At 66.2% G+C, this 26,044-nt stretch carries 23 protein-coding genes and 6 tRNA genes; 12 read left to right on the top strand and 17 right to left on the bottom strand.

What is annotated here, in order from left to right:
• Positions 1–70: 70 nt before the first annotated feature.
• From tig to AC5P8D_RS06500, 7 genes are all read right to left on the bottom strand, one after another.
• Positions 71–1,366, bottom strand: coding sequence for a trigger factor (tig, locus tag AC5P8D_RS06530; protein ID WP_010483893.1), 1,296 nt, complete (start codon positions 1,364–1,366; stop codon positions 71–73).
• A 189-nt stretch (positions 1,367–1,555) separates the two neighbouring features.
• Positions 1,556–1,640, bottom strand: a tRNA-Leu gene (locus AC5P8D_RS06525).
• A 141-nt stretch (positions 1,641–1,781) separates the two neighbouring features.
• Positions 1,782–2,090 carry a hypothetical protein gene (locus AC5P8D_RS06520; protein ID WP_057502917.1) on the bottom strand — a complete coding sequence of 103 codons (309 nt, stop codon included), beginning with the start codon at positions 2,088–2,090 and terminating at the stop codon, positions 1,782–1,784.
• Between the two features lie 420 nt (positions 2,091–2,510).
• Positions 2,511–2,586 (bottom strand) — tRNA-Lys (locus AC5P8D_RS06515).
• A gap of 197 nt (positions 2,587–2,783) precedes the next feature.
• Positions 2,784–2,859, bottom strand: a tRNA-Lys gene (locus tag AC5P8D_RS06510).
• A 79-nt stretch (positions 2,860–2,938) separates the two neighbouring features.
• A tRNA-His gene (locus tag AC5P8D_RS06505) sits at positions 2,939–3,015 on the bottom strand.
• A gap of 168 nt (positions 3,016–3,183) precedes the next feature.
• On the bottom strand, positions 3,184–3,315 hold the full coding sequence (locus tag AC5P8D_RS06500; RefSeq protein ID WP_256202542.1) for a hypothetical protein: 132 nt from the start codon (positions 3,313–3,315) through the stop codon (positions 3,184–3,186).
• Positions 3,316–3,844: 529 nt separating this feature from the next.
• Between AC5P8D_RS06500 and AC5P8D_RS06495 the strand changes: the two genes are divergently transcribed.
• Both AC5P8D_RS06495 and AC5P8D_RS06490 read left to right on the top strand, forming a co-directional pair.
• Positions 3,845–4,765, top strand: a complete 921-nt coding sequence (locus AC5P8D_RS06495; RefSeq protein ID WP_049454898.1) for a hypothetical protein — start codon at positions 3,845–3,847, stop codon at positions 4,763–4,765.
• Positions 4,766–4,840: 75 nt separating this feature from the next.
• Entirely contained in the window at positions 4,841–5,263 is a 423-nt protein-coding gene (locus tag AC5P8D_RS06490; RefSeq protein WP_065427980.1) for a hypothetical protein, read from the top strand.
• A 326-nt stretch (positions 5,264–5,589) separates the two neighbouring features.
• Here AC5P8D_RS06490 and AC5P8D_RS06485 read toward each other — a convergent pair.
• Together AC5P8D_RS06485 and AC5P8D_RS06480 are read right to left on the bottom strand one after the other, a co-directional pair.
• Positions 5,590–5,666 (bottom strand) — tRNA-Arg (locus AC5P8D_RS06485).
• 39 nt (positions 5,667–5,705) lie between these two features.
• Positions 5,706–5,782 (bottom strand) — tRNA-Pro (locus AC5P8D_RS06480).
• A 180-nt stretch (positions 5,783–5,962) separates the two neighbouring features.
• Between AC5P8D_RS06480 and AC5P8D_RS06475 the strand changes: the two genes are divergently transcribed.
• Positions 5,963–6,721 (top strand): Bax inhibitor-1/YccA family protein, encoded by a 759-nt coding sequence (locus AC5P8D_RS06475; protein WP_010483901.1) that lies wholly within the window; start codon positions 5,963–5,965, stop codon positions 6,719–6,721.
• Positions 6,722–6,781: 60 nt separating this feature from the next.
• Here AC5P8D_RS06475 and AC5P8D_RS06470 read toward each other — a convergent pair whose 3' ends face one another.
• The 6 genes from AC5P8D_RS06470 to grxC form a co-directional block, all read right to left on the bottom strand.
• Complete coding sequence (locus AC5P8D_RS06470; protein ID WP_049412689.1) at positions 6,782–7,531, bottom strand: sulfite exporter TauE/SafE family protein; 750 nt, start codon at positions 7,529–7,531, stop codon at positions 6,782–6,784.
• A gap of 25 nt (positions 7,532–7,556) precedes the next feature.
• Entirely contained in the window at positions 7,557–8,465 is a 909-nt protein-coding gene (locus AC5P8D_RS06465; protein WP_241876895.1) for a LysR family transcriptional regulator, read from the bottom strand.
• 53 nt (positions 8,466–8,518) lie between these two features.
• Positions 8,519–9,262, bottom strand: a complete 744-nt coding sequence (locus AC5P8D_RS06460) for a cysteine hydrolase family protein (RefSeq protein ID WP_100447814.1) — start codon at positions 9,260–9,262, stop codon at positions 8,519–8,521.
• A 199-nt stretch (positions 9,263–9,461) separates the two neighbouring features.
• On the bottom strand, positions 9,462–10,466 hold the full coding sequence (locus AC5P8D_RS06455) for an isocitrate dehydrogenase (RefSeq protein ID WP_019659534.1): 1,005 nt from the start codon (positions 10,464–10,466) through the stop codon (positions 9,462–9,464).
• Between the two features lie 318 nt (positions 10,467–10,784).
• Positions 10,785–11,177, bottom strand: a complete 393-nt coding sequence (locus AC5P8D_RS06450; protein ID WP_004154542.1) for a carboxymuconolactone decarboxylase family protein — start codon at positions 11,175–11,177, stop codon at positions 10,785–10,787.
• The gene (grxC, locus tag AC5P8D_RS06445; protein WP_010483913.1) at positions 11,174–11,464 is read right to left on the bottom strand and encodes a glutaredoxin 3; all 291 of its coding nucleotides are present in this window, start codon (positions 11,462–11,464) and stop codon (positions 11,174–11,176) included. Before grxC ends, AC5P8D_RS06450 begins: the two co-directional genes overlap by 4 nt.
• Before the next feature lie 142 nt (positions 11,465–11,606).
• Here grxC and AC5P8D_RS06440 point away from each other — a divergent pair, with 142 nt between their 5' ends.
• The 8 genes from AC5P8D_RS06440 to lpxH all read left to right on the top strand — a co-directional run bounded on the left by AC5P8D_RS06440 (position 11,607) and on the right by lpxH (position 22,126).
• Complete coding sequence (locus AC5P8D_RS06440; protein ID WP_010483915.1) at positions 11,607–13,253, top strand: M48 family metalloprotease; 1,647 nt, start codon at positions 11,607–11,609, stop codon at positions 13,251–13,253.
• Positions 13,254–13,369: 116 nt separating this feature from the next.
• A complete protein-coding gene (gene phoB, locus AC5P8D_RS06435) occupies positions 13,370–14,059 on the top strand; it encodes a phosphate regulon transcriptional regulator PhoB (RefSeq protein WP_005408258.1) in 690 nt (229 codons plus the stop codon).
• A gap of 106 nt (positions 14,060–14,165) precedes the next feature.
• Positions 14,166–15,497: a phosphate regulon sensor histidine kinase PhoR gene (gene phoR / locus AC5P8D_RS06430; RefSeq protein WP_005415460.1), complete on the top strand. Its 1,332-nt coding sequence runs from the start codon at positions 14,166–14,168 to the stop codon at positions 15,495–15,497.
• Positions 15,498–15,501: 4 nt separating this feature from the next.
• On the top strand, positions 15,502–17,589 hold the full coding sequence (gene ppk1, locus AC5P8D_RS06425; RefSeq protein WP_019337026.1) for a polyphosphate kinase 1: 2,088 nt from the start codon (positions 15,502–15,504) through the stop codon (positions 17,587–17,589).
• Between the two features lie 309 nt (positions 17,590–17,898).
• On the top strand, positions 17,899–19,425 hold the full coding sequence (gene ppx / locus AC5P8D_RS06420; protein ID WP_010483920.1) for an exopolyphosphatase: 1,527 nt from the start codon (positions 17,899–17,901) through the stop codon (positions 19,423–19,425).
• A gap of 223 nt (positions 19,426–19,648) precedes the next feature.
• Positions 19,649–20,794, top strand: a complete 1,146-nt coding sequence (locus AC5P8D_RS06415) for a glycosyltransferase family 4 protein (RefSeq protein ID WP_010483926.1) — start codon at positions 19,649–19,651, stop codon at positions 20,792–20,794.
• Positions 20,775–21,314 carry a phosphatase PAP2 family protein gene (locus tag AC5P8D_RS06410; protein WP_010483928.1) on the top strand — a complete coding sequence of 180 codons (540 nt, stop codon included), beginning with the start codon at positions 20,775–20,777 and terminating at the stop codon, positions 21,312–21,314. The genes AC5P8D_RS06415 and AC5P8D_RS06410 overlap by 20 nt, the downstream gene beginning before the upstream one ends.
• 65 nt (positions 21,315–21,379) lie before the next feature.
• A complete protein-coding gene (gene lpxH, locus AC5P8D_RS06405) occupies positions 21,380–22,126 on the top strand; it encodes a UDP-2,3-diacylglucosamine diphosphatase (protein ID WP_010483930.1) in 747 nt (248 codons plus the stop codon).
• 87 nt (positions 22,127–22,213) lie between these two features.
• Here the strand turns inward: lpxH and AC5P8D_RS06400 are convergent, their stop codons facing one another.
• On the bottom strand, positions 22,214–23,467 hold the full coding sequence (locus tag AC5P8D_RS06400; protein WP_010483932.1) for a zinc-dependent metalloprotease: 1,254 nt from the start codon (positions 23,465–23,467) through the stop codon (positions 22,214–22,216).
• Positions 23,468–23,692: 225 nt separating this feature from the next.
• Here AC5P8D_RS06400 and AC5P8D_RS06395 point away from each other — a divergent pair, with 225 nt between their 5' ends.
• Positions 23,693–25,150 (top strand): T6SS phospholipase effector Tle1-like catalytic domain-containing protein, encoded by a 1,458-nt coding sequence (locus tag AC5P8D_RS06395; RefSeq protein WP_329761165.1) that lies wholly within the window; start codon positions 23,693–23,695, stop codon positions 25,148–25,150.
• Positions 25,151–25,219: 69 nt separating this feature from the next.
• Here AC5P8D_RS06395 and AC5P8D_RS06390 read toward each other — a convergent pair whose 3' ends face one another.
• Positions 25,220–26,044: a ferritin-like domain-containing protein gene (locus tag AC5P8D_RS06390; protein ID WP_224329009.1), complete on the bottom strand. Its 825-nt coding sequence runs from the start codon at positions 26,042–26,044 to the stop codon at positions 25,220–25,222.

Raw genomic sequence — 26,044 nt, 5'->3', positions numbered from 1 at the left:
GTACCTATCTTGGGGGGGGCAACAACCCCGCGCCGGCAAAGGCGCGAGGCATCCGGTGATCCGCCCGGGCTTACTGGCGGATCGCGTCCTGGAACGACAGCTTCTCTTCGGTGTGCTGGGCACGCTCGGCGATCCAGTCGATCACCTGCTCTTCCATCACACGGTTCTGCAGGCCAGACATCAGCTGGGGGTCATTGCGGTACATCTCAATGACCTGCTCCGGCTCTTCGTAGGTCGAAGCGATCAGACGCATCGTTTCGTTCAGGCGCTTGGCTTCCAGGCGCAGGTCGTTGATGCGGGCCACTTCACCGACCAGCAGGCCGACCAGCACGCGCTTGGCGGCCGCTTCCTTGAAGCCTTCGTGGGCATCGGCCGGGATCTCGCCAACGTTCTGGCCGTTGCGGCGGATCTGCTCGACCTGCTGGGCCAGCATGGCGCGGGCTTCGTTCTCGACCAGGCGCGGCGGCATTTCCACCGAGGAATAGGCGGCGATCAGCTGCTCGCCGACCTCGCGGCGCAGGCGGTTCATCAGGGCACCCTTCAGCTCGCGCTCCAGGTTGGCGCGGATGTCGCTGCGGAACTGCTCCACGTCGCCGCCCTTCACGCCGAAGCTCTTGATGAAGGCTTCGTCGACCGCCGGCACGACCGGCTCGGAGACTTCGGCAACCTTGACGGTGACCTGCACGGTCTTGCCGGCCAGCACCGGCACGCGCCAGTCAGCCGGGAACTCGACGTCCAGGGTCTTCTCTTCACCCTTGGCCAGGCCGACCAGGCCCTTTTCGATGGTCTCGAACATCATGCCCTGGCCGAGCACGATCGAACCCTTCTCGGTGCCTTCGGCCGGCAGGCGCTCTTCGCCGGCCTGCGACCAGGTTTCCACCGCGACCAGGTCACCGTCCTGCGCGCCACGGCTGACCGGGGCCCAGGTACGACGCTGGTTCTGCAGGTTCTCGATCATCTGGTCGATGTCGGCGTCGGTGATCTCGGCGGTATGGCGCACGACGGTCAGCTTGCTGACGTCGATGTCGCCGAAGTCCGGCACCACCTCCACGGTGGCCACGAAGGAGAACTCACCCTCGTCGCCCTTGTCGATGCGCGGGCTGCCGACGATGCGCAGGTCGTGCTCGCGCACGGCCGCGTCGAAGGTTTCGCGCAGCAGGCCGTCCAGCGCCTCGCCACGGACCTGCGCGCCGAAGCGCTGCTCGATCACCTTGGCCGGCACCTTGCCCGGACGGAAACCCTTGATGCGGGTGGTACGGGCGATTTCGCCCAGGCGGCCGACGATGTGGCTCTGCAGACGCTCTTCCGGCAGCGAGAAGCTCAGGCGGCGTTCCAGGTTGCCGGTGGATTCGATCGAAGCTTGCATGTTGACTCCTGCCACCGGTGGCCCACGCCCCCGGCTCGATGATTGGGATGAAACGGTTGTAAGGACACGACGTCTGGGACGCGCCTGCTTGCCGCAGCCCTTTAGTTTCGCCCAATTCGGCCTGCACTGCCAGCGCGTGCCGGTCAAGTGGGCGTCGATGGCCCGATCAGGGCGGGGACAGGCCGGCACTGGTGCGAAAGGGGGGACTCGAACCCCCACGCCTTGCGGCACTGGAACCTAAATCCAGGGCGTCTACCAATTCCGCCACTTTCGCGTGGCCGGCTCAGGCATTCATTGTCGCAGGCGACGGCGGGAATCGGAAGGCCTGCACAAAACTGAACATGACAGCCACGCGCTCATTGCCCGCGCCAAAGGCCGCCCCGAAGGTCGTGCGACCGTTCGGGACGGCGGCGACTCAGTGCTTCGCCTCGGCAGGGGACGCAGGTGCGTCAGCGCCCTGCCCGGCCGCCACATCCACCTTGCGGATGTCCACGCCACCCTTGTCGGTGCGACGCAGCCCCATCGCCTCCGGCGCAGCCTCACCCTCCACCGGCTGCGCCGGCTGCATCTGCATGGTGTCACCGACCGGGCGCGCCGGAACCGCCCCTGTACCTGCATCGCGCTCCACGGTCTGCGCCGGATCACGTTCCGGCGCGCAGGCCACCAACACCAGCAACGCAAATGAAACCCACAGCCCCCGGCGCAGTCGTTTCATATCGGCCATCAGGATCTTCCTTCGTACATGCATGCGCTCTCGGCGCGGAAGATCCATTGGGTGCGATGAAGGGCGCAGCGCGGTGAGAAGCAGCGCACAGCATTGAAAACACTGATGACGCGTATGCCCCTGATTTCAGCATCGCTTCAGTAGATCCACGCCATGCGCGGATGAAACGCCACCCGGCGAACAGGCAAGAAAAAAGCCACTTGGCGAACCAAGGGGAAGCTGCTGCGCATTCGCGCCGCAGCCCCACGCTTTGCATGGCAAAGTGCGGGCCCCACTTCACCAGCCCCCACATCCCCGCGGCTTCGCCGCGCCCCCTTGACTCAAGGGGGCTCCACTCCAGCCAGCACCGCTGGTATCTGCAGACGCCACCCGGCGAACAGGCAAGAAAAAAGCCACTTGGCGAACCAAGTGGCTTTCGTCTGGTGGGCTGTCAAGGATTCGAACCTTGGACCTATTGATTAAGAGTCAACTGCTCTACCAACTGAGCTAACAGCCCGAAATCGGGGCGCGAATTATGACCCGATCCGCTCGGTGGGTGCAAGCACTTTTTTCAACGTGGTTGAAACCAGCACTGCGGTCCCGCTGCTGCTGCAGATCCGCGCCGAGCGGGTTCTGCAACGCGTGACCCATCGAAACGATGGGAGTCACACCTATAAGAAAAAAGCCACCTGGGGTACCAGGTGGCTTCTGTCTTGGTGGGCCGTCAAGGATTCGAACCTTGGACCTATTGATTAAGAGTCAACTGCTCTACCAACTGAGCTAACGGCCCGTGAAACTCAGACGCACATTGTAGCGTGCTTTCTGTTTATTGCAATACCGTTTCGGCTGCGCCGATGCGGTTGAATCAGTGGGGTGGCTGAGGGGATTCGAACCCCCGACCACCGGAATCACAATCCGGTACTCTAACCAACTGAGCTACAGCCACCACTGAAACTTTCGCTCCACCGCCGATGAGGCTGACGTTGGAACTTGATGCTTTGCTACCGGGCGGAACCAGAAGTCCGTCCCCCGAAGCGAGTCCGGCATTTTCCGGGAGTCGCGAAGGAATTGCAAGCACTTCTTCACATTGATGTGCAGGGGCCGGAACAGGAGATCAGAGCTGCTCGGCCGAGATCACACGCACGGCGTCCCCGTGCTCGTCCAGGAATGACAGCGTGGCCTCCCCCTTCGGCGTGACCTGCAACTGCTGGCGCGACTGGCCCGCTCCGTCGAGCAGCTGAAACATCGCATTGTGCGACTGCGTCCTGCCAGGAAACACACGACGGGCAATGGCTTGCACACCTGCGCGTGCAAGCGCTCATCTTCGGCCGAGAACATCGGCCGCCGCTGTCCATCGGCAACATCGTTTCGATCACGTCGATCGACGCACTGCGTTGGTCCGTCGCCCCCGTCAGCAGGCCAGTCAACGCCAGCGAGGTGACACCGCCGCAGTACAGGGTAAGCCGCCGTTGGCAACTGCGCAGACGATGCACTTCGGCCAGCACCTGCTCTACCTCTCCCGCGCCTTTCCAAACTGCATCTCATGCCGAGCGCCAGAAGGTGCGTGCCGCCTGCGCCGAAGGTCAGGCGCAGGCAAACAGCTCGCCATGGTCGGACGCACTCCCGACAGCGTGAATGATTGGTGAACAAATCGTGAATGAATCTCAAACGGGAATGGGGGGAGATCCATTCATACAACGTTAGCTGCAGGACATGGAACGCGAGGCGCACGTTTGCAACCATGCCGGTTCCTGCAATGAAGGTGAGATCAATAGATGAGCAAGCGGCTAATCGGATTCGTCACGCTGGCAGCGGTGCTGGCAGTGGCAGCCGTTGCAATGTACGGCTACCGGCAGCAGCCAGCTGCCGATGCCACGGCAGAGGAATCCGGGAACAGTGGCAGCCTTGATGAAAGGCCCGACCAGGGAAGGCAGCTTCCGGCGTCAGGTGCGGCGGCCGCGCAGAGGCTGGAGCGGGACAACAAGATCCCGCCGGGCTCGTACAAGGCGGTGGGCCCCAAAGCCTACGAGATCGTAAGAGGCAATGAGTTCCGGCCTCCCGGTGACGCGCTCGCCCACGTCAAGCAACTGATGCTGCGCTCCGAATCCGGAGATGCCACGGCAACCTACGAAATCTATCGAACCATCGAGCAATGCCAGACCTTCATCTCGGATCGCGCTGACAAGCTGGCGGATTCAGCCACCACGGTCGGGTCCGGCAACTGGTTCCTGGAGCGATCGGAACGAATCCTCAAAGAGTGCGAGTCGCTGGCTCTGGATCAGGACATCTATCACGCCGATTGGCTTTCGAAGGCCGCCGCCATGGGCTCGCAGGAAGCGATGCGCGCTTACTCGCGATCGCCGGAGAAAGTCATCGGTTCGCTCGATGACGCAATCCGTGATCCCGCGGCGCTCGAGGCGTGGAAGGACACCGCCACCGGATATCTGCGCGAACTGGAATCACAAGGGAACGTCAATGTCATCAGCGACATGGCGATGGCCTACACGTATGGCGGCATCGTTCCTGCGGATCCCGTTGCCGCCCTGGCGTACACCCGCGTCCTCAACCGGCTGGACCCACGTTTTGCCACCACCACTGACATTGCCAACCATGAGAAAAACCTGAGCAGCCAAGAGAAAGAGAAAGCCCGCATTTCATCGAACGAAATCTTCAAGAACTGTTGCATCCCACGATAAGGACCTATTGTGAAAGCTAGACTGATTGGGATTATCCCTTCGCTTGGTAGAAACTCCATTCCCGCCATTGCAGGCGTGCTGCTGTTCATGGCAGCCGGGAGCCTTCAAGCGAAAAAGCTTCCTGGCGTCATCAACTGCACCGCCGGATGCACGCTGACAACCCCGTATCCCGATCCGGTGACCAACCAGCAGCTTTCCCAAGAGGTCCAGAAGCTCAATGACGGCCGGACCACCGTCTGGACAGCCCAGACGCGAGTCCAGACCGGCGATGTCCTGACCGTCTGCAACGGTATTTCCTGCGTCAACTACACGTGGCGAGGTGCAGGTTTCGACTCCGGCGAAGTGATTTCGACCGTCCTCCCGCCCAACTCCCGGGGCGGTGGTGGTGGCGGCGGTGGTGGTGGCGGCGGCGGCGGTGGCAGCGGTCCGATCAGCGGCGGCTGCCACGGCAACTGCGGTGGCGGCAAGGTCCGGGTGGGCGAACTGGAACAGATGTGATCCATCCAGGGCGCACTCGACCAGAGTGCGTCCATCGCGACCATCGCGACTTGGGAAAGGCCAGCGCATAGCGCTGGCTTTTTTTCGTTGCCGGGCACATTGCCCCAACCCAGGCGGCGCTGCTCAAGCACCTGCGGAGTGAGCCGATCATCGCCAGACGCAGGTTCACCGCAACCCGCTTGGCATCACGCCGTGCGACTGCCCCCCAGGCAAAGGGCATCTTTCATCGGAAAAGAGGAAGGTGGAATGCTCGCCACCCAGGATTGCCCAGCCATCGAATGGGAACCGATGTTCGCGGGCGTGAGTTCATAAACCATTGATTCCAATGGCGCGCCCGACAGGAATCGAACCTGTAACCGCCGGCTTAGAAGGCCGGTGCTCTATCCAGTTGAGCTACGGGCGCCCGAACCGGAACGGTGTCCAATCCGACGTGATGTGGGATTGGTCGGGGTAGAGGGATTCGAACCCCCGACATCCTGCTCCCAAAGCAGGCGCGCTACCAGACTGCGCTATACCCCGGTCTTGCAATCCCCTCGGGCCATGCCCGGGGAGTTGGCCATTGTCGCCAAGCGCATTGGGAACTGTCAACGCAGGATGTGCAGATCCGGCGCCTGCCACAACGCCGAAAGCAGTCATCGGCTATGCTCACGCCCATCGGCCGGATGGCCGTCCAGACCCTCATTCGCACGGAGAACGCGCATGCGCAGCGGCAACCCGGCTCTTTCCGAGTCCACCTTCCTCGACCTCGCCAGCGGCTCGGTGGTGACCAGCCCCGACCAGGCAATGACCCTCAACGGCACCGTCAACAAGACCGGTTTCCTGCTGCTGTTGACCGTGCTGACGGCCGCTTTCGCCTGGAACCAGACCATCGGCGACTACGGTCAGGTTTTGCCTGGTGCCAGGCTGTATGCCATGGGCGGCGCCATCGGCGGCCTGGTGCTGGCGCTGATCACCGTCTTCAAGAAGGAATGGTCGCCGGTCACCGCGCCGATGTACGCGCTGGTGGAAGGCCTGTTCCTCGGCGCCATCTCGGCCGTGTTCAACGCCAAGTTCCCGGGCATCGTGTTCCAGGCCGTACTGCTGACCTTCGGCACTCTGTTCGCGCTGCTGTTCGCGTACCGCAGCGGCCTGATCAAGGCCACCGAGAACTTCAAGATGGGCGTGGTCGCGGCCACTGGCGGCATCGCCCTGCTCTACCTGGCGTCGTTCGTGCTGGGCTTCTTCAACATCGACGTGCCGGTGATCCATGACTCCAGCTGGCTGGGCATCGCCTTCAGCCTGTTCGTGGTGGTCGTGGCCGCGCTGAATCTGGTGCTGGACTTCGACTTCATCGAGACCGGTGTCGCCCAGCGTGCACCGAAGTACATGGAGTGGTATGGCGCATTCGGCCTGATGGTGACCCTGGTCTGGCTGTACGTTGAATTCCTGCGCCTGCTGTCGAAAATCCAGCAGCGCTGAGCCGCAACATGCAATAGACGACAAAGGGCGCCCTTCGTGGCGCCCTTTGTCGTTCCTCCCTCAGCGCGCCAGCAGCACCGGCAGCGACGATGCCAGCAACGCGATGCCTGACGCGGTCAGCAGGCCCAGCACGAGCTGCCGGAAGCGCGCCTCGCTGATGCCGATGTAGACCCTTGCACCCAGCAGGGTCGGCACGAGCATGGCCGGTGCCACGATGGCGAAATACGGCAGCATCTGCCGGCTGACCAGGCCGCTGCCGACATAGGTGGCCATGGTCACCGCCAGCATCGCCAGGTTGAAGTTCTGGATGACCGCGCGCTGTTCGTCCTTGCCGAAGCCTCGCAGGGTGCTCCACAACGTCGGCACCGGCCCGGCAAAGCCGCCAATGCCACTGAGCACGCCACCGGCCATGCCAGCGATCGCATCACCGATACGGCCGCCGACGCGGACCGGAGGCAACGAGCGCGCCATCAGCATGACCGGGCACCACAGCGCCAGGAAGCCGCCCAGCAGCGCCTTGAACCAGTCCATGTCCAGCTGTGGCAGCACCATCACGCCCAGCGGAATGCCGGCCAGCCCGCCCAGCACGAAGGGCAGCAACAGGCGCAGGTTGAATCCACGGCGCACGGTGAACACAGCCACCAGCTGACCGACCAGCGCACCAAACACCGACAGCGTCGCCGCCAGCCGCGGCTCCAGTCCCCATGCCCAGAACGACATCGCCACCATGCCAAAGGCGAAGCCGGACAGGCCCTGCACGAATCCGGCGACGATCGCGCCCAGCGCGACCAGCAGATACACCGACTCCATCACCACCTCGGTTGCAGCCGCGCGACTATCCTGCCGCGCCCACCTGTGCAGCGTAGTGCGCCGCGAGGTGCTCGACCAGCGCACGCACTTTCGGCGCCAGCGCACGTGCATGCGGATACAGCGCGAAGTAGCGGCGCTGCCCGGCATGCCAGGCCGGCAACACGCGGATCAGACGACCGGCGCGCAGGTCCTCCTGTACGGTCAGTGCGGTGAACAGGCTGATGCCCATTCCGGCCAACGCCGCGGCATACAGCGCGGGCGTGGCATCCACGCGCAGGCGCTGGCCGGCCTCGATGCTCACGCTGGCACCGCGCGGCCCCTGCAGCTGCCAGGGCGGCATTGACGGCGTGGGACTGAATCCCAGCAGCGTATGTTGTTCGAGATCTGCAGCCTGTCGCGGCAGACCACGACGTGCCAGATAGGCCGGCGCAGCAACCAGGATGCGCGGGCAGCTGGCCAGTTCGCGCGCGACTAGCTGGCTGTCCGGCAACGAGGGCGCGATGCGAAGAGCCAGGTCGAAACCGCCCCCCACCACGTCGACCAGTTGATCATCGGCCGACAGGTCCAGCGAGACCTGCGGGTAGCGCTGCAGGAACGACGGCAGCCACTGGGGCAGCTCCTGGCTGGCGACCACCTGCGGCACGCTGATGCGTACGGCGCCACTGGGCTGCGCCTGCCCGGCGCGCGCGCGGTCGTCCGCTTCCTGCAGGCGATCGAGCAGCACGCCGGCCTCCCGGTGATAGTCGCGCCCGGCTTCGGTCAACGACAGCCGCCGACTGTTGCGATCGAGCAGTCGCACCTGCAGATGCTCTTCCAGCTGCCGCAGTTGCCGTGACATCGCCGAGTGGGTGGTCCCCAGGCGCTCGGCAGCAGCAGTGAAGCTGCCTGCGTCGACGATGGCGCGCAGCGCACGCAGGGCGGCGAAGTGATCCATCGGCGAGCGACTCCAGGTGACGGGGCCCACGGCATGCGGGCCCCACCAGCTTATCAAGCGCCGTCGCCGGCCTTGCGCACCGGCAGCGCCAGGATCGCGTCGGTGCTCATGACATCACCGAAGGCGTCTTCGATCTGCGCCAGCGAGGCGTCATGCAGCGCGCGATGATCGATGCGCTGGCCACCGGCCAGGTCCAGGTCGCGACTGGCGCTGGCATCGGACGATACGATCACCCGGTAGCCGCGCGGTGCCGCCGCCGCGTCGCGCGCAGCACCGGCCACACAGGCATGGGTCTGCAGGCCGGTGACGATCAGCGTGTCGATGCCGGCATCCTTCAGCACCGTGTCGAGCACCGCGGCCGAGTTGCCAGCGAACACGCTGACATTGTCCTTCTGCACCACGGTCTCACCCTTGCGCGGCTTCAGGTCGCGATGGAAGGCGGCATTGACGCTGCCCTGCGCGAACAGCGGTGCACCGGCCGGCAACACATGCTGCACGTGGATCACGCGGATGCCGTGAGTATCGGCGAACTCGACCACCCGCCTGGCCTGGCGCAGTGCGGCCACGCCATCGGGAATGACCATGCGGCCACCAGCAAAGCCGGGCGCGGCGCTGGCATCGAAGTATTCGTTCTGGAAGTCGATCACCAGCACGGCGGTCTTCGCTGCATCCAGCGAGGCCGCGACCGGCGCGCCGGCCATGTGGCGGATGGTGGGATGGGACGGTTCGGCGGCAGCGACCGGGGCGGTGGCGGCCATGCCGATCAGGCTGGCCAGGCCGAAGGCGGTGAGGTTCATGGGAGGGTTCCTGTGCGGTGGGTGTGGGGCACAGGATGCGGAGCGATTGGCGCACGAACCAGCCGTGCGGGGGCACATGACCTGTGCGAAAACCGCACAACCGATCATTCCGTCATCCACGCATGGCGTGGATCTACCGCAAACGCAACGGGGCGCCCGAAGGCGCCCCGCTGGGATCCAACCGAGGCCGACCGGCCGCTTACAGGCGGCTGGCGATGGCCTTGGCGAAGCTCATGGTGGTGCCGGTGCCGCCCAGGTCGCCGGTCAGCGAGTCCTTGGCTTCCATGGTCGCCACGATGGCCTTGCGCAGGCGCTCGGCGTTTTCCGGCTGGCCGACGTGGTCCAGCATCTGCGCGGCTGCCAGCAGCAGCGCACACGGATTGGCCTTGCCCTGGCCGGCGATGTCCGGCGCGGTGCCGTGCACGGCTTCGAAGATCGCCGCATCCTTGCCGATGTTGGCACCCGGGGCCAGGCCCAGGCCGCCGACGAGGCCGGCGCACAGGTCGGAGATGATGTCGCCGAACAGGTTGGTGGTGACGATCACGTCGAACTGTTCCGGACGCATCACCAGCTGCATGCAGCAGTTGTCGACGATCATTTCCTGGAATTCGATGTCCGGGTACTGCGCGGCCACTTCACGGGCGACATTCAGGAACAGGCCCGAGGTCGACTTGATGATGTTGGCCTTGTGCACGGCGGTGACCTTCTTGCGGCCGGTGCTCTTGGCCAGCTCGAAGGCGTAGCGCACGATGCGCTCGGAGCCCTTGCGGGTGATGCGGGTGCCGGAGAAGGCGGTCTCGCCGTCGGCCGACACTTCCTGGCCTTCGGCCAGGTACGCACCTTCGGTGTTCTCACGAACGGTGATCAGGTCGACGTTGTCGAAACGCGACTTGGTGTTCGGGAAGGTGTGGGCCGGACGCACGTTGGCGTACAGGTCGAAGTGACGGCGCAGGCTGACGTTGATCGAGGTGAAACCACCACCGACCGGGGTGGTCAGCGGGCTCTTCAGCGCGACCTTGTTGCGCGCGATCGATTCCAGGGTCACCGCCGGCATCAGGTCGCCGTGCTTTTCCAGGGCCACCAGGCCGGCGTCGGCGTCTTCGTACTCCAGGCCAGTCTTGAGCTGGTCGAGCACGAACAGGGTGGCGTCCATGATTTCCGGGCCAATGCCGTCGCCGCGGATGACCGTAATTTTCTGCGTCATTGATCGATGTTCCGAACAGGGGGAAAAACGCCGTCCGGACGTGCCCGGAAACGCCGGCGCAAAGGAAGTTTCACCGGCAATTATGCCTTAGCCGGGCCCGGCTACCCAAGTAGACCATGGTCCTGACCCCGGCAAAGGCATAATTGCCCGCGCATTCCTCCTCTACCCCCGCCTGTCGGCGCGCCCCTTCAACAAGAAGGGGCTCTTGGGCGGTTGGATCGCGGGAAATGCCCCGGCGCGCGGCCGTGATCCGGTAGCGCCGGGCCATGCCCGGCGGCTTTTCGTTCAGGTCTCCGCCGGGCATGGCCCGGTGCTACCTCAGTGCTCGTGCGCTGCCGGGGCGGCGGCGCCGCCTTCGAGCTGGTCGAGGAAGTCAACCGCGCGGCGCAGGTGCGGGATCACGATCGAGCCGCCCACCACCAGGCCGACCGAGAAGGTCTCGAAGAACTCCTCGCGGGTCACCCCGGCGTCCTTGCACTGGGCCACGTGGTAGCTGATGCAGTCGTCGCAGCGCAGCACCATCGAGGCCACCAGGCCCAGCAGTTCCTTGGTCTTCACGTCCAGCGCACCGGCCTGGTAGGTCTGCGTGTCCAGCGCGAAGAAGCGCCGCACCACCTGGTTCGGCTCGCCCAGGATGCGCTCGTTCATGCGCTTGCGGAACTCGGTGAACTCGGCGATGCGGTCCTTGCTGCCGTCGTCGGCCGCGCTCATGCCTGGCCCTGCCCGGCCAGCAGCGGCTCGAGCTTGCCTTCACGGTGCAGGGCCATCATGTCGTCGTAGCCGCCCACATGGACGTCGCCGACGAAGATCTGCGGCACGCTGGTACGGCGGGTCTTGGCCATCATCTTCTCGCGCTCGACCGGGTCCAGGTCGATGCGGACCTCGGTCCATTGCTGGCCCTTGCTCTTCAGGAAGTTCTTGGCGGCCACGCAGTACGGGCAGACGGCGGTGGAATAGATGGTGATGGCGGGGGCACCGCCGGCGGTCTGGGCTGTCACGGGAAACTCCACGATGGATCGACGGTCTACATATGGTACCGGTGCGCTGGAAATTCCACGCCACGGCCGCAACACTGTGGATTAACGAATGGTTGCCCCCTGCCCTGCCACGCTTGGCGCGCCCCGCCCGAGGACCTCCTGCTTGCGAGCCCTGCTGCTGACTACCGCCGTCACCCTGGCCCTGGCCACGCCGCTGGCCCAGGCCCAGGAGAAACTGCCCGACATCGGCTCGTCGGCCGGCGAGCTGCTGACCCCGGCCCGTCAGGCCGAGTACGGCGCGATGATGCTGCGCGAGCTGCGCAACTACGGCTACCTGCTGGACGACCCGCTGGTCAACGACTGGCTGCAGACCATGGGCACCCGCCTCGGCTCCAACAGCGACCAGCCGCGCCAGCCTTACACGTTCTTCGTGATGAAGGACCGCCAGATCAACGCCTTCGCCACGCTGGGCGGCTATATCGGGGTCAATGCCGGCCTGGTGCTGACCGCCGAGCGCGAGGACGAGGTGGCCGCGGTGCTGTCGCACGAAATCGCCCACGTCACCCAGCAGCACGTGCTGCGCGGGGTAGAGCGCGCCCAGCGCGACCAGATCCCGATCCTGCTCGGCATGCTGGCGGCGGTGGTGGCCGCGCAAGCCAGCAACAGCACCTCCTCCGGCAACGCGACGATGGCCGCGATCAGTTCCGGCATGGGCCTGATGCAGCAGCGGCAGATCAACTACACCCGCTCCAACGAGTCCGAGGCCGACCGCCTCGGCATCCGCACCCTGTCGCGCAGTGGCTACGACGTGGATGCCATGGCCGGCTTCTTCGAGCGGATGGCATCGGCGATGCGCGGCAACGAGGGCGGCTACAGCGTGCCCGAGTTCCTGCGCACTCACCCGGTCAACATCACCCGCATCAGCGAGGCCAAGGCCCGCGCCGAGCAGATGAAGAAGGACACGGTGCTGCTGACCACCACTACCCCCAGTGGCGAGCGCAGGGAGCGCGTGGACCCGACCGATCCCAGCCTGGCCGAACCCCTGTTGCGCGGAAACAACCCGCTGCTGCCCAGCAGCGTGCTGCGCATCCCGATGGGCCAGCTCAGCCGCGGCGCCAGTGGCGACTTCGACTGGGCGCGCGAGCGCCTGCGCGTGCTCAGCGCGGACTCCACCCCCGAGCTGGAACGCGAGTACGCCGATCTGGCCAAGCGCCAGAAGGACGGCCTCAACGATGCCCAGCGCTATGGCCAGGCGCTGGCGGTGATGCGCAGCGGTCGCGCCGGCGCCGCCCAGGCCCGGCAGACCCTGGCAGGCCTGCTGCAGACCCGCCCGGACAATCTGTGGCTGGCACTGGGGCTGGGCGAGGCCGAATCGCGTGCGGGCCAGACCGCCCAGGCCAACAGCCGCTTCGAGCAGCTGCTGCGCCAGCACCCCAACAGCCGTCCGGTGGCGCTGACCTATGCCGAGATCCTGAACGAACAGGGCAGCCGCGAGGCCGGCCAGCGCGCGCAGGCCATGCTGCGGCCCCTGCTGTCGCAAAGCGGTAACGATCCGGTCTTCCAGCAGCGGTACGCCCGCGCCAGCGAACTGGCCGGCGACAGCGTGCGTGCCAGCGAGGCCTACGCCGAGGCGGCCTTCCTCAGCGGCCGCCCGGAGCAGTCGCTGATGCAGCTGCAGGCGCTCAAGCGCAACCCGGCGCTGGACTATGTCGGCCGGGCACGGGTGGATGCGCGCATCGAGGCGATCACCCCCACCGTGCTGGAGCTGCGCCGCCAGGGCGTGCAGGACCCGGATCTGGACCGCCGCTGAGCGCTGCATGACCGGCCGATGGCAATCCAGGCCGGTTCCGGCCAGGCAGTCACAAACATGTCATCAAACCGTAGTCTACTGGCACCACTCCAGTAACCGAGCCCTACGGTGTCCTCGTGCAGAAACGCATCCTGATCGTCGATGACGAGCCCGCGATCCGTGAAATGGTCGCCTTCGCCCTGCGCAAGGGCGATTACGAACCGGTCCACGCCGGCGACGCCCGTGAGGCCCAGACCGCCATCGCCGACCGCGTCCCCGACCTGATCCTGCTGGACTGGATGCTGCCCGGCACCAGCGGCCTGGACCTGGCCCGCCGCTGGCGCAAGGAAACCCTGACCCGCGAAGTGCCGATCATCATGCTGACTGCCCGCGGCGAAGAGAACGATCGCGTCGGTGGCCTTGAAGCTGGCGTCGACGACTATGTGGTCAAGCCGTTCTCGGCGCGCGAACTGCTGGCCCGCATCCGTGCGGTGATGCGCCGCGCCCGCGAAGATGACGAGGACGGCAGCGTGGCCGTCGGCCCGATCCGCATCGACGGTGCCGCCCATCGCGTGTTCGCCAACGACCAGCCGGTGCCGATCGGCCCCACCGAATACCGCCTGCTGCACTTCTTCATGACCCACCCCGAGCGCGTCTACACCCGCGCCCAGCTGCTGGACCATGTCTGGGGCGGCAGCGTGTACGTGGAGGAGCGCACCATCGACGTGCACATCCGCCGCCTGCGCAAGACGCTGGAACCGTTCAACGCCGAAAACATGGTGCAGACCGTGCGCGGCGCCGGCTACCGCTTCTCCACTGCTACCTGAGTCTCGTCGTGCCGGCGCCACGCACCTGCGGGTGCCGGCGCCGGCAACTCTGCTATAACCCTCGGTTCACCCCAGTGAACCGCCGCACCTCAACGACGAGATCGCAATGCCCCGCCACATCCGCTCTGCCTGGTTGAAGACCCTGGCCACCGTTGCCGCGGTACTGCTGTTCGCCGGATTGGTGGGGTGGTTCACGGGCCATCTGTGGTTGTGCATCGCACTGGGCGCACTGGCCACGCTGGCATGGCATTACTGGCGCCTGCGCAGCGTGCTGCGCCGGCTGACCGCGCGCCAGCGCTGGGACACCGCCGAAGAAGGCACCGGCGTCTGGAACGAGCTGGACCGCCTGCTGTACCGCAACCAGGTGGAAATGCGCGTGCGCAAGCGCCGCCTGCTGGACATGCTGCGCAGCTACCGCGCCGCCGCCGCCGCGCTGCCCGATGCCGTGGTGGTGCTGGATCGCAACAGCCAGCGTGTGCAGTGGTTCAACGAAGCGGCCACCGCCCTGCTCGGCCTGCATCATCCGGGCGACCTCGGCGAGGCCCTGGTCGAACGCCTGCAACCGATGCCGCTGGCGCATTGGCTCGCTGGTGGCCGCAATGCCGAGCCGATCCTGGACGTGCCCTCGCCGGTCGACCCGGCGATCCGCCTGAACCTGCGCCTGATTCCCTATTCCTCCGATTACTGGCTGCTGATCGCCCGCGATGTCAGCAAGCTGCTGCGCCTGGAGCAGGTGCGCCGCGACTTCGTCGCCAACGTTTCACACGAGCTGCGCACGCCGCTCACCGTGGTCCACGGCTATCTGGACATGATGGACCCGGAGGATTTCCCGGGAACCGGTCCGATGCTGGAAGAAATGCGCAAGCAGAGCCAGCGCATGGCCCAGCTGGTGGAAGACCTGCTGACGCTGTCGCGCCTCGAGTCGCAGGAACACAGCGAGGAAGAGACCGTGGCCATGCAGCCGATGCTGGCCACCCTGCGCCGCGAAGCCGAAGCGCACAGCCAGGGCCGCCACCAGATCAGCATCGACGATCTTGCCGGCGTTGACCTGCAGGGCTCGACCAAGGAACTGCACAGCGCCTTCTCCAACCTGGTCACCAACGCGGTGCGCTATACGCCGGCCGGTGGCCGCATCGCCGTGGAATTCCGCCGCGAAGGCGACGGCGCCGTGCTGGCAGTGCGCGATTCCGGCTACGGCATCCCGGCCACCCACCTGCCGCGCCTGACCGAACGTTTCTACCGTGTCTCCAGCAGCCGCTCCCGCGAAAGCGGTGGTACCGGCCTGGGCCTGTCCATCGTCAAGCACATCCTCGGCCTGCACCATGCGCGGCTGGAGATTGAAAGCGAGGTTGGCAAGGGCTCGGTGTTTTCCTGCCATTTCGATGCCGACCACGTGCGCCCGCGCGAGTCCGCCCCCCTGACTTCCATCGAAGAATGACGCCATGAGCAGCCTCGGATCCCTCCCCCTCCCCGTGAGCCCGGACAACGATCCGCTGCGTGACCCGGCGCTCTACATCAACCGCGAACTGTCGCAGCTGGATTTCAATTTCCGCGTGCTGGCCCAGGCGATGGACCCGCAGGTGCCGCTGCTGGAGCGGCTGCGCTTCATGTGCATCTCCTGCACCAACCTGGACGAGTTCTTCGAGATCCGCGCCGCCGCCGTGCGCCACGCGCAGGAATTCGGCCTGCCGCCGGCGCCGGACGGGATGAGCCCGCAGGCCATCCTCAATGCCATCCACGACCGCGCCGCGGAACTGGTGGACCAGCAGTACCGCTGCTGGAACGAGACGCTGCGCCCGGCGCTGATGGAGGCCGGCATCGGCGTGCTCGGCCGCCATTCCTGGACCGACCGCCAGAAGCGCTGGCTGCGCGCCTACTTCCGCAACGAGATCATGCCGGTGCTGTCGCCGCTGGGCCTGGACCCGGTGCATCCGTTCCCGAAGATCCTCAACAAGTCGCTGAACATCGTGGTGGTGCTGAAGGGCACCGACGCGTTCGGCCGCGCCGGCCATCTGGCCATCGTGCGTGCGCCGCGCTCGCTGCCGCGCATCATCCAGCTGCCGGAGAAGCTCGGCGGATCGCAGAACTTCGTGTTCCTGTCGTCGGTGCTGTCCACCTTCGTCGATGAGCTGTTCCCCGGCATGGAAGTGCAGGGGGCCTACCAGTTCCGCGTTACCCGCAACTCCGAGCTGGTGGTGGACGAGGAGGAAGTGGAGAACCTGGCGCTGGCACTGCGCGACGAACTGGTCGACCGCGGCTACCGGCCGGCGGTGCGCCTGGAAATCGCGCAGGACATGCCACGCGACATCGTGCGCACCCTGCTGCAGAATTTCGGCCTGACCGAGAACGCGGTGTACCGCATCGACGGCCCGGTCAACCTCAACCGCATCATCCAGCTGTACGACCTGATCGCGCAGCCGGACCTGAAGTACCCGCCGATGACCCCGCGCACGCTGCGCGACAGCGACGGCATCTTCGAGACGGCGGCGCGCCAGGACCTGCTGCTGCACCACCCGTTCGATGCCTTCACCGCCGTGCTGGACCTGATCCGGCAGGCGGCGATCGACCCCAACGTACTGGCGATCAAGCAGACCCTGTACCGCACCGGCAAGGATTCGCTGATCGTCGACGCGCTGATCCAGGCCGCGCGCAACGGCAAGGACGTGACCGTGGTGGTTGAACTGCGCGCACGTTTCGACGAAGAGGCCAACCTGGGCCTGGCCGATCGCCTGCAGGAAGCTGGCGTGCAGGTGGTGTACGGCGTGGTCGGCTACAAGACCCACGCCAAGATGCTGCTGATCGTGCGCCGCGAGGGCCGCAAACTGCGCCGCTACGTGCACCTGGGCACCGGCAACTACCACAGCGGCACCGCCCGCGCGTACACCGACATCAGCCTGATCACTGCCGATGCGGACATCGGCAACGACGTGCACCTGCTGTTCCAGCAGCTGTCCGGGCTGGCCTCGAAGATGAAGCTCAAGCGCCTGCTGCAGTCGCCCTTCACCCTGCACACCGGCATCCTCGGCCGCATCGAGCGCGAAACGCGCATCGCCGCCGCCGGCCGCCCGGCGCGGATCATCGCCAAGATGAACGCACTGAACGAACCGCAGGTGGTGCGCGCGCTGTACGCCGCCTCGCAGGCAGGCGTGCAGATCGACCTGATCATCCGCGGCGCCTGCACCCTGCGCCCGGGCGTACCGGGCATCTCGGACAACATCCGCGTGCGCTCGATCGTCGGCCGCTTCCTGGAGCACAGCCGCGTCTACTGGTTCGGCAACGACGGCGCACCGGAGATGTACTGCGCCAGCGCCGACTGGCTGGAACGCAACCTGCTGCGCCGTGTCGAGACGTGCTTCCCGATCCTCGACCCGGAGCTGGCCAAGCGCGTGTACCGCGAAGTCCTGCAGAACTACCTGGACGACAACCTCAACGCCTGGGAACTGGATGCCGACGGCATCTACCACAAGCGTGCCCCGGCGCACGACGAAGCCCCGCATTCTGCGCAGATGGCATTGATGCAGGGGCTGTAACCCGGTGTGTCGACCAAGGTCGACACCTACCAACAGCAGCGGAATTCTGTCGAAGGCGGGGTGGGTCCGGTGGCAGGGGTGTGAGCCGCATGGATGCGGCGACCAAGCCCCCATGGACGGGTTAACGGCGTCCCCTGCCATCGGACCCACCCCGCCATCCTACAGATAGCCCGCTTTTGCTTTTGCTTTTGCTTTAGCCGTTGCCGTTGATTCGGCGGGTGCAGGGCGCAGCCCTGCCGCACTCCCCTCTTCCAAAATGTGAAGGCCGCGCGGTGACGAGCACACCGCCCCTTCGGCTAACATTCGTCCATGCCGCATACCACCACGACTCCGCCCGCATTGCAGGATGGCGACCTGCTGGCCGCCATCGACCTTGGCTCCAATAGTTTCCACATGGTCATCGCGCGCTACACGCTCGGCCAGCTGCGGGTGATCGACCGCCTGCGCGAGACCGTGCGCATGGCCGATGGCCTGGATGGCAAAGGTGGGCTCTCCTCCGCTGCGCGGCAGCGCGCGCTGGAATGCCTGGCCCGCTTCGGCCAGCGCATCCGCAACGTGCCGCCGCACCGGGTGCGCGCACTGGCCACCAACACCGTGCGCCAGCTGCGCTCTCCGCAGTCGTTCCTGGTTCCCGCCGAAACCGCGCTTGGGCATGCCATCGAAGTGGTCAGCGGCCGCGAAGAAGCGCGCCTGATCTACCTGGGCGTGGCCCACGCGCAACCGCCCAAGCCCGGCCAGCGCCGGCTGGTGATCGACATCGGCGGCGGCTCCACCGAGTTCATCATCGGCATGGGCATGCAGACCCTGGAGCGCGAAAGCCTGCAGGCCGGCTGCATCGCCAGCACCCGGCGCTTCTTCCCCGGCGGCAAGCTGAGCAAGAAGCGCTGGAAGGACGCGCTGGCCGAGATCGGCCGCGAGTTCCAGCCCTTCGCCAGCAAGTACCGCGCGCTGGGCTGGCAGGAAGCACTGGGTTCTTCGGGCACGCACAAGGCGATCAGCGAGATCTGCGCCACGATGAAGCTGAGCAAGGGCGCGATCACCGCCGAGGCCCTGCCCCAGCTGCGCGACGAACTGCTGAAGGCCAAGAAGATCGACGACATCCAGTTGCCGGGCCTGTCCAGCGACCGCCGCCCGATCATCGCCGGCGGCATCCTGGTGCTGGAGGCCGCCTTCCAGGCACTGGGCCTGCAGAAGCTGCTGGTCAGCAAGGCGGCGATGCGCGAAGGCATCCTGTACGACATCGTCGGCCGCGCCGGCGAAAACGACCTGCGCGATGAATCGGTGTCCGCACTCAGCCAGCGCTACGGCATCGATACCGTGCAGGCCGATCGCGTGCAGGACACCGCGCTGTCACTGCTGGAACAGGTGCAGGAACGCTGGCGGCTCGATGCCGACGACGCGCGGATGCTCGGCTGGGCCGCGCGCCTGCACGAGCTGGGCCTGATGATCGCGCACAGCGGCTACCACGTGCATGGCAGTTACGTATTGGAACACTCGGATATCGCCGGCTTCTCGCGGCAGGAACAGCAGATGCTGGCCGCGCTGGTGCGCAGCCATCGCCGCAGCGTGACCAAGACCGCCTTCGACGCCCTGCCCGAGCGCCTGCTGCTGACCGCTCGCCGGCTGGCCGCCCTGCTGCGCCTGGCGGTGCTGCTCAATCGTGCCCATGAGGACGATCCACTGCCCGCGCTGGAACTGACCGCCGACGACAACCGCCTGTCGCTGATCGTGCCGCAGGCCTTCATCGATGCCCGGCCGCTGCTGCGCGCCGATCTGATCGGCGAGACCGACGGCATCGCCGGGCTGGGCATCCAGTTCCGGCCGTTCGTGGCCTGAGGCTGAACTCGTTGTTCTCCTACTACGGTGGCTTCGACATCGGTCGTTTCATCTACATGAAATACCAGCAGCGCTTCTGATCCACCGCGCTTCCTGGACCACTGCCACGGCCCTTCGGGGCCGTGGCTCCACGGGAACCGGACCGCCGTCATCCCGTGGTCGCAAAGCGGTCATATCCGCTACATCGCCAGGCCCGAGCATGCCGGAAACCCGGAGGCCCGCCATGCGCTATGCCATCGTCACCGAGACCTACCCGCCGGAAGTGAACGGCGTTGCCCTGACCGTGCAGGGCCTGGAGCAGGGACTGCGCACTTCCGGCCATGACATCGACCTGATCCGGCCACGCCAGACCAGCGAAGCGCTGGACTCGGCGCCAGGCACGCTGCTGGTTCCGGGTGCCGCATTGCCGCGCTACCCCGGCCTGCGCTTCGGCCTGCCTGCACCGATCCGGCTCAACCGCCACTGGCAGCAGCAGCGTCCCGATGCGGTCTACATCGCCACCGAAGGCCCGCTGGGCTGGTCGGCGCTGCGCACCGCGCGCCGCCTTGGCATTCCAGTCGCCAGTGGTTTCCACACCCGCTTCGACGAGTACCTGCCCGACTACGGCGTCGCCTGGCTGCAGGCCGCTGCGATGCGCTGGATGCGCCGGTTCCACAACCAGGCCGACGCAACGCTGGTACCCACCCGCGAACTGCAGCAGTTCCTCGGCGAACAGGGTTTCGAACGTGTACGCCTGCTGGCACGTGCGGTCGACAGCCAGCAGTTCGATCCGGGCCGGCGCGACCCGGGGCTGCGCGAGGAATGGGGCGTGGACGGCAATGGCCTGGTCGCGATCCATGTCGGCCGCATCGCCGCGGAAAAGAACCTTGGCCTGGCGGTGAAAGCCTTCCGGCGCCTGCAGCAGATCCGGCCCAAAGCCCGCTTCGTCTGGGTAGGTGATGGTCCGGCCCGCGAAAAACTGGCACATGAAAACCCGGATTTCATCTTCTGCGGCATCCAGCGCGGCGAGGCCCTGGCGCGGCATTTCGCCAGCGGTGACCTGTTCCTGTTCCCCAGCCGCAGCGAGACCTTTGGCAACGTGACCCTGGAAAGCATGGCCAGCGGCCTGGCCACCGTCGCATTCGACTACGGTGCGGCCCGCGAATACCTGCGTAATGGCGAGAACGGCGCGGCCGTGGAAAACGATGAGCAGTTCATCGAGGCAGCCGTGCAGCTGGCCGCCGATGATGCACGGCGCCGCGAATTCGGCAGCAGCGCCGCGCGTGCGATGAAGCGCCTGCATCCACAGCAGGTGGTTGCCGAGTTCGATGCGCTGCTGTCCGAGCTGGCCCAGTCGCGGAGGAGCGGCCATGCGCACCACGCCGCTTGAGCTGCTGGCCGGCCGCGAGGCGCGGCTCTGCCGCCGGGCCAACCACTACTGCCGGCGTCGCCGCGTGCGTCGCCTGTTCTCGGTCATCAGCCGTCTCGGCGATGGCGTGTTCTGGTACGTGCTGATGGGCGCGCTGGTGCTGCTCGACGGCTTCGACGGACTGCGCGCCTCCGTGCACATGGCCGCCACCGGTCTGGCCGCGCTGCTGCTCTACAAGGGCCTCAAGCGCTGGACCCGGCGTCCCCGCCCGTATGCGGCCGATCTGCGCATCCGTGCCTGGGTGGCACCGCTGGACGAGTTCAGCTTCCCCTCCGGGCACACCCTGCACGCGGTGTCGTTCACCATCGTCGCGTTGGCCTACTACCCGTGGCTGGCACCGCTGCTGGTCCCGTTCACCTTCGGCGTCGCGCTGTCGCGGGTGGTGCTGGGCCTGCACTACCCGTCCGATGTACTGGCCGCCACCGGCATTGCCATCCTGCTGGCATCGGCCAGCCTGGCCTGGTTGCCGCTGCCGGTGTGATGGCCGCCGCGCCGGCCACGCATGGCCCGGCGCTACCGCCATCGTTGATGGCCTAGAATGCAGGCATGACCACGCTGTTCATTTCCGACCTGCACCTGGACCCCAGTCGTCCGGAGATCACCGACCTGTTCCTGCGCTTCCTGCGCGAACAGGCGCCCGGCGCCGATGCGCTGTACATCCTCGGCGACCTGTTCGAAGCCTGGATCGGCGACGACACGCCCTCGCCCGCCGCCGATGCAGTGGCCGACGCGCTGAAGGTGCTCTCCGACAGCGGCGTGCCGGTGTATTTCATCCGCGGCAACCGCGACTTCCTGCTCGGCGAAGACTATGCGCGCCGTGCCGGCCTGCGCATCCTGCCCGACCCGTGCGTGATCGAGCTGTACGGTCGCCCGGTGCTGCTGCAGCACGGTGACCTGCTGTGCACGGACGACATCCCCTACCAGCAGTTCCGTGCACAGACGCGCGACCCGGCATTCCAGGCGCAGTTCCTGTCGCAGCCGCTGGCCGCACGCATCGCGTTCGCGCAGAAGGCACGCGACGCCAGCCAGGCCCGCCAGTCGGAAATGAAGCAGGGCGATCGTGCGCAGTTCGAGACCGTGACCGATGTGGCTCCGGCCGAAGTCGACGCCACCTTCGTGCGCCATGGCGTGGACACCATGATCCACGGCCACACCCATCGTCCGGCGGTGCACACGCTGCAGGCCGGTGGCCGCACCTGCAACCGCATCGTGCTGGGCGACTGGTACGAACAGGGATCGGTACTGCGCGTGGATGCCGGCGGCTGGTCGCTGGATACGCTCGCGCGCGAATGATGGATCGCAGGGTGCCAACCAAGGTTGGCATCTACCAGGGCAGGTGCACGCACCCGGGTAGACGCCGACCCCGGTCGGCGACTGGCTTCAGCGGAAGGCCGCGATGGTGGCCTTGGTATTGACCAGCACGCGCTGGTTGTCGGCGGTACTGGCATTGCCCATCGGGATGCCGTTGTAGCTGATGTTCGGGTTGGACCAGTAGTTCAGGCGCGGGCAACCGGCCGAGCAGTCATAGGCCATGATCGTGCGCCAGCGCGAACCGGAGGACGGCTCGTAGCGATAGCCGTGCCCATAGGCATAGGGCGACGTGCTGGGATCACTGGCGATATCGTGCCGCGCACTCTGCAGATGGCCGATCTCATGCGCGAAGGAGTAGTAGCCGGTCGCGCAATCCCAGTACACCGCCGCGAAGGCCGTCGATGCCGTCGAGCCGATGCCCGAGGCCAACCCGCAGTAGCTCGTGTTGTTGATCAGCAGGACGCCGACATCGGCCGCGGTGTTGTTGCGGCTGGTGTGGATGCTGTCCATGTAGCCGTCGCTGGTGTTGCGGAAGCGGGTCAGGTCGGTGGTGAAGTTGCCGGACTCGGTGTAGTTGGTGGTTTCATAGCCGGCCAGCTGCAGGGTGATGCCAACGTTGCTGTTGACGTAACCCTGGTTGGATTCGGCCACCGCCAGCTGCACCAGCGACTGCATGTTGCCGCCATAGGCCGTTACCGCTGCATTGGTCGCCACCACCAGCACGCGGATGGTGGCTGGGGTGCCGGACGAGGCCTGCGCGATGCCGATGCGGTCATTGTTGCCCATCGGGATTTTCGGCAGCTGGTTGTAGTCGGCCGGATGATCCGCCGGCATCCGCGATTCATCCACTTCCACCAGTACATGGCGGTTGCCCAGCGGACGCAGCCGGTAAAGCTTGCCGTCCTTGCGGATCGAGCCGGTGAGGGTGTTGCCCGAACGCACCAGGATCACTGAATTGCCAGGATCATCCTGACCGTTCGAAGTGGCGGCAGTCAGCCGATCGGACGGCGAGCGCAACTGGCCGTACCAGATGCTGCCGCCATCGGGCAGGGCCTCCACCTTGCTGCGCACCGCCTGCACGCGCTGGCCAAGCAGTTCGAACTCCAGTTGCGGCTGCGCGGTGGCAGCAGCGTCGACACGCACTTCCTGTACCGTCGCGGTGGACGGGGTGGCCAGCAGCTTGCCCAGCGCGGGCTCACTGTTTGCCGATGCCCGGCTGATGACCGTCACCGGCTCGAACAACGGTGCCGCATGCGCGGCCGCTGCCACCGACAAACCCAACACCAGGCCACCTGCCGCTTTGCCAATCGATCTGGACAACATTGCGTCGCTCCTTGAATGATGTGAACAGCGTTGATGCAGCACGCCCGGGTTTGCCGGGTCTGGCCATATGGCCTGCGCGGGTCGTGTGAATTCAATAGAAGATGGGAATGAAAATCAGGAACTGTGATCGACCGCATCTGCGTTAAGTAAGGTCAAAAGCGTCACTACACTTCGTCAATACACCGCTTTCGCGCTACCGTGACGCAGTCACGACGGGACATGCACATGGCACCATCGCAGGACACGGATGAAGATGTCGGCATGCTGCGGATTGGCCTGTTCTTCGATGGCACCCGCAACAACGCACACAACCTGGCACGCGGTCGCCCACAGGTTCCGCAGCCACGCCCGGCACAGCTGCGCGCGGATGATGATTCGACCTACCAGAGCCGGCTGACCAGCAGCTACGACAACGGCCTGACCAACATCGCGCGCCTGCAGCAGCTGTATCCGGACGGCCGCCGCGATGCGACGGGCGCACCTTCGTTGTCGATCTATGTGGAGGGCGTGGGCACCCGCGATGATGCCGATGATGATCTGATCGGACTGGCCTTCGGCATCGGTGCCAGTGGCGTTCGTGCAAAAGTGCAGCGCGCGCTGCAGGTGCTGCTGCCGGCGGCACTGGCCGAGCTGTCCGCGCGCTGGCAGCGACCGTTGCGTGGCGTGCAGCTGGATCTGTTCGGCTATTCGCGCGGCGCTGCCGCGGCACGTGATATCGCCAACCAGCTGCAGAGCTGGGACAGCGTGCGCTGGCGCCAGCTGCTGCAGGGCGCCGGCCTGTCCTGCACTGCGAACTTCGCCCCCGCCACACCGGTGCTGCGCTTCATCGGACTGTTCGACACCGTGGTCGCAGTCAATGGCGGCCGCGCCGATGAGCACCCGCAGCTGGCCCTGCACAGCGGCATCGCCGGTCGCGTCGTGCAGCTCACTGCACGCGATGAACACCGCCAGCACTATCCGCTGACCAGCGTGGCGCCGCCATTCGCCGAGATCGCCCTGCCCGGTGTGCATGCCAACATCGGTGGTGGCTACAACCAGCTGGAGGAAGGCCCCAAGCTGCTCAGCCGACCGCGCCGGCAACAGTTGCGCCGCCCAGCGGTTGCCGACTACCAGGTCCCACCATTGGCGTTGCTGCAGGCCACCACGGCCTACGCTGAAACACAGGCCGATGCCGAACGCTGGCGGCAGCAGCTGGGCGTTGGGGAAAAAGAGATCTGGGTGGATGTCTGGCACCAGTGGCAGCAGCAGCGTCGCGCCGGCAGCCGCAGCGTGCTGCTGTCACCGGTGCTGTATGTGACTGCCGCGGTGGTGCTGCGTCGGCGCATCGACTGGCGTTATCAACTGATCGCACTGCAGGTGATGCAGCAGCAGGCCATCGATGCCGGCGTGCAATGGACCGCCAATGCGGCCGGAGTTCCCGGCTGGGAGCTGCCGTCGGCCCTGCAGCCGATCGCACGCCGCCTGGTGGCCGGACAGCCGCTGACGCAGACACAGGAAGCGCTGCTGCGGCGGCGTTACCTGATGCAGTCGGCACACTGGAATTTCGACGCCCTGGGCGACACCGCACTGACCTACGCCGCCGATGCCGGCGTCAGCGAACTACCGTACCGGCCGGGCCCAGGCCTGTTCTACATCAACCGGCCGACCGTGGACGGCAAGCGCGTGGTGTTGCCGAATGCATAAGAAAAAGGGGACGGAGGGGATCAAGTCGTTTGTGGCATTCACGACTTGATCCCCTCCGTCCCCTTTTTCTCAACCCGCCTGCTCGACCAGGTTGGCGAGCTCATCCGCATCAAAACCAGCCAGCAGGCGCGCTTCGATGTTGAACGGCCCGTGCAGGTAGCCGCCGGCGTACTCCACCAGCAGTTCCTTGAAGCGTGCGCGCGGCTCGACACCGGCGCGGTCGCAGTACCAGCGGTACCAGCGCGAACCGGCGGCAACATGCGCCACTTCCTCGCGCAGGATCACTTCCAGCACGTCGGCGGTTTCGCCATCACCGACGTTGCGCAGCTTCTCGATCATGCCCGGGGTGACGTCCAGGCCGCGCGCTTCCAGCACGCGCGGCACCAGCGCCATGCGTGCCAAGCCGTCATGCGCGGTCTTTTCGCACATTTCCCACAGGCCGTTGTGCGCGGGGAAATCGGCATAGTCGTGGCCATGCACCTGCAGGCGTTCGCGCAGCAACATGAAGTGCCGCGATTCGTCGTCGGCACAGCTGACCCAGTCGGCATGGAACGCCGGCGGCAGGCCGCGGAAGCGGTACACCGCATCCCAGGCCAGGTCGATCGCGTTGAGTTCGATATGGGCGATGGCGTGGATGAAGGCGGCCCGCCCTTCCACGCCGCCCAGTCCGCGCCGCGGTACCTCGCGCGGATGCACCAGCACCAGTTGCGACGGCCGGCCGGGCATGCGGATCGGTTCCGGCGGCGGCGCATCGGCGGCCACTCTCAGGCGACCGGCACGGAACGCGGCGGCGTACGCCTGGGTCAGCGCGACCTTGCGCAGCGGGTCGGCTTCGGCCAGGCACTGCTGCGCCGCACGCAGCAGGTCACCACCAACGTCGGGCACGTCAACCAC

The sequence above is a fragment of the Stenotrophomonas sp. YJH_SMC_101-4 genome (assembly GCF_059370395.1).
Note: the sequence above shows the minus strand (reverse complement) of the source record. Positions and strands in the feature narration are given on the sequence as shown.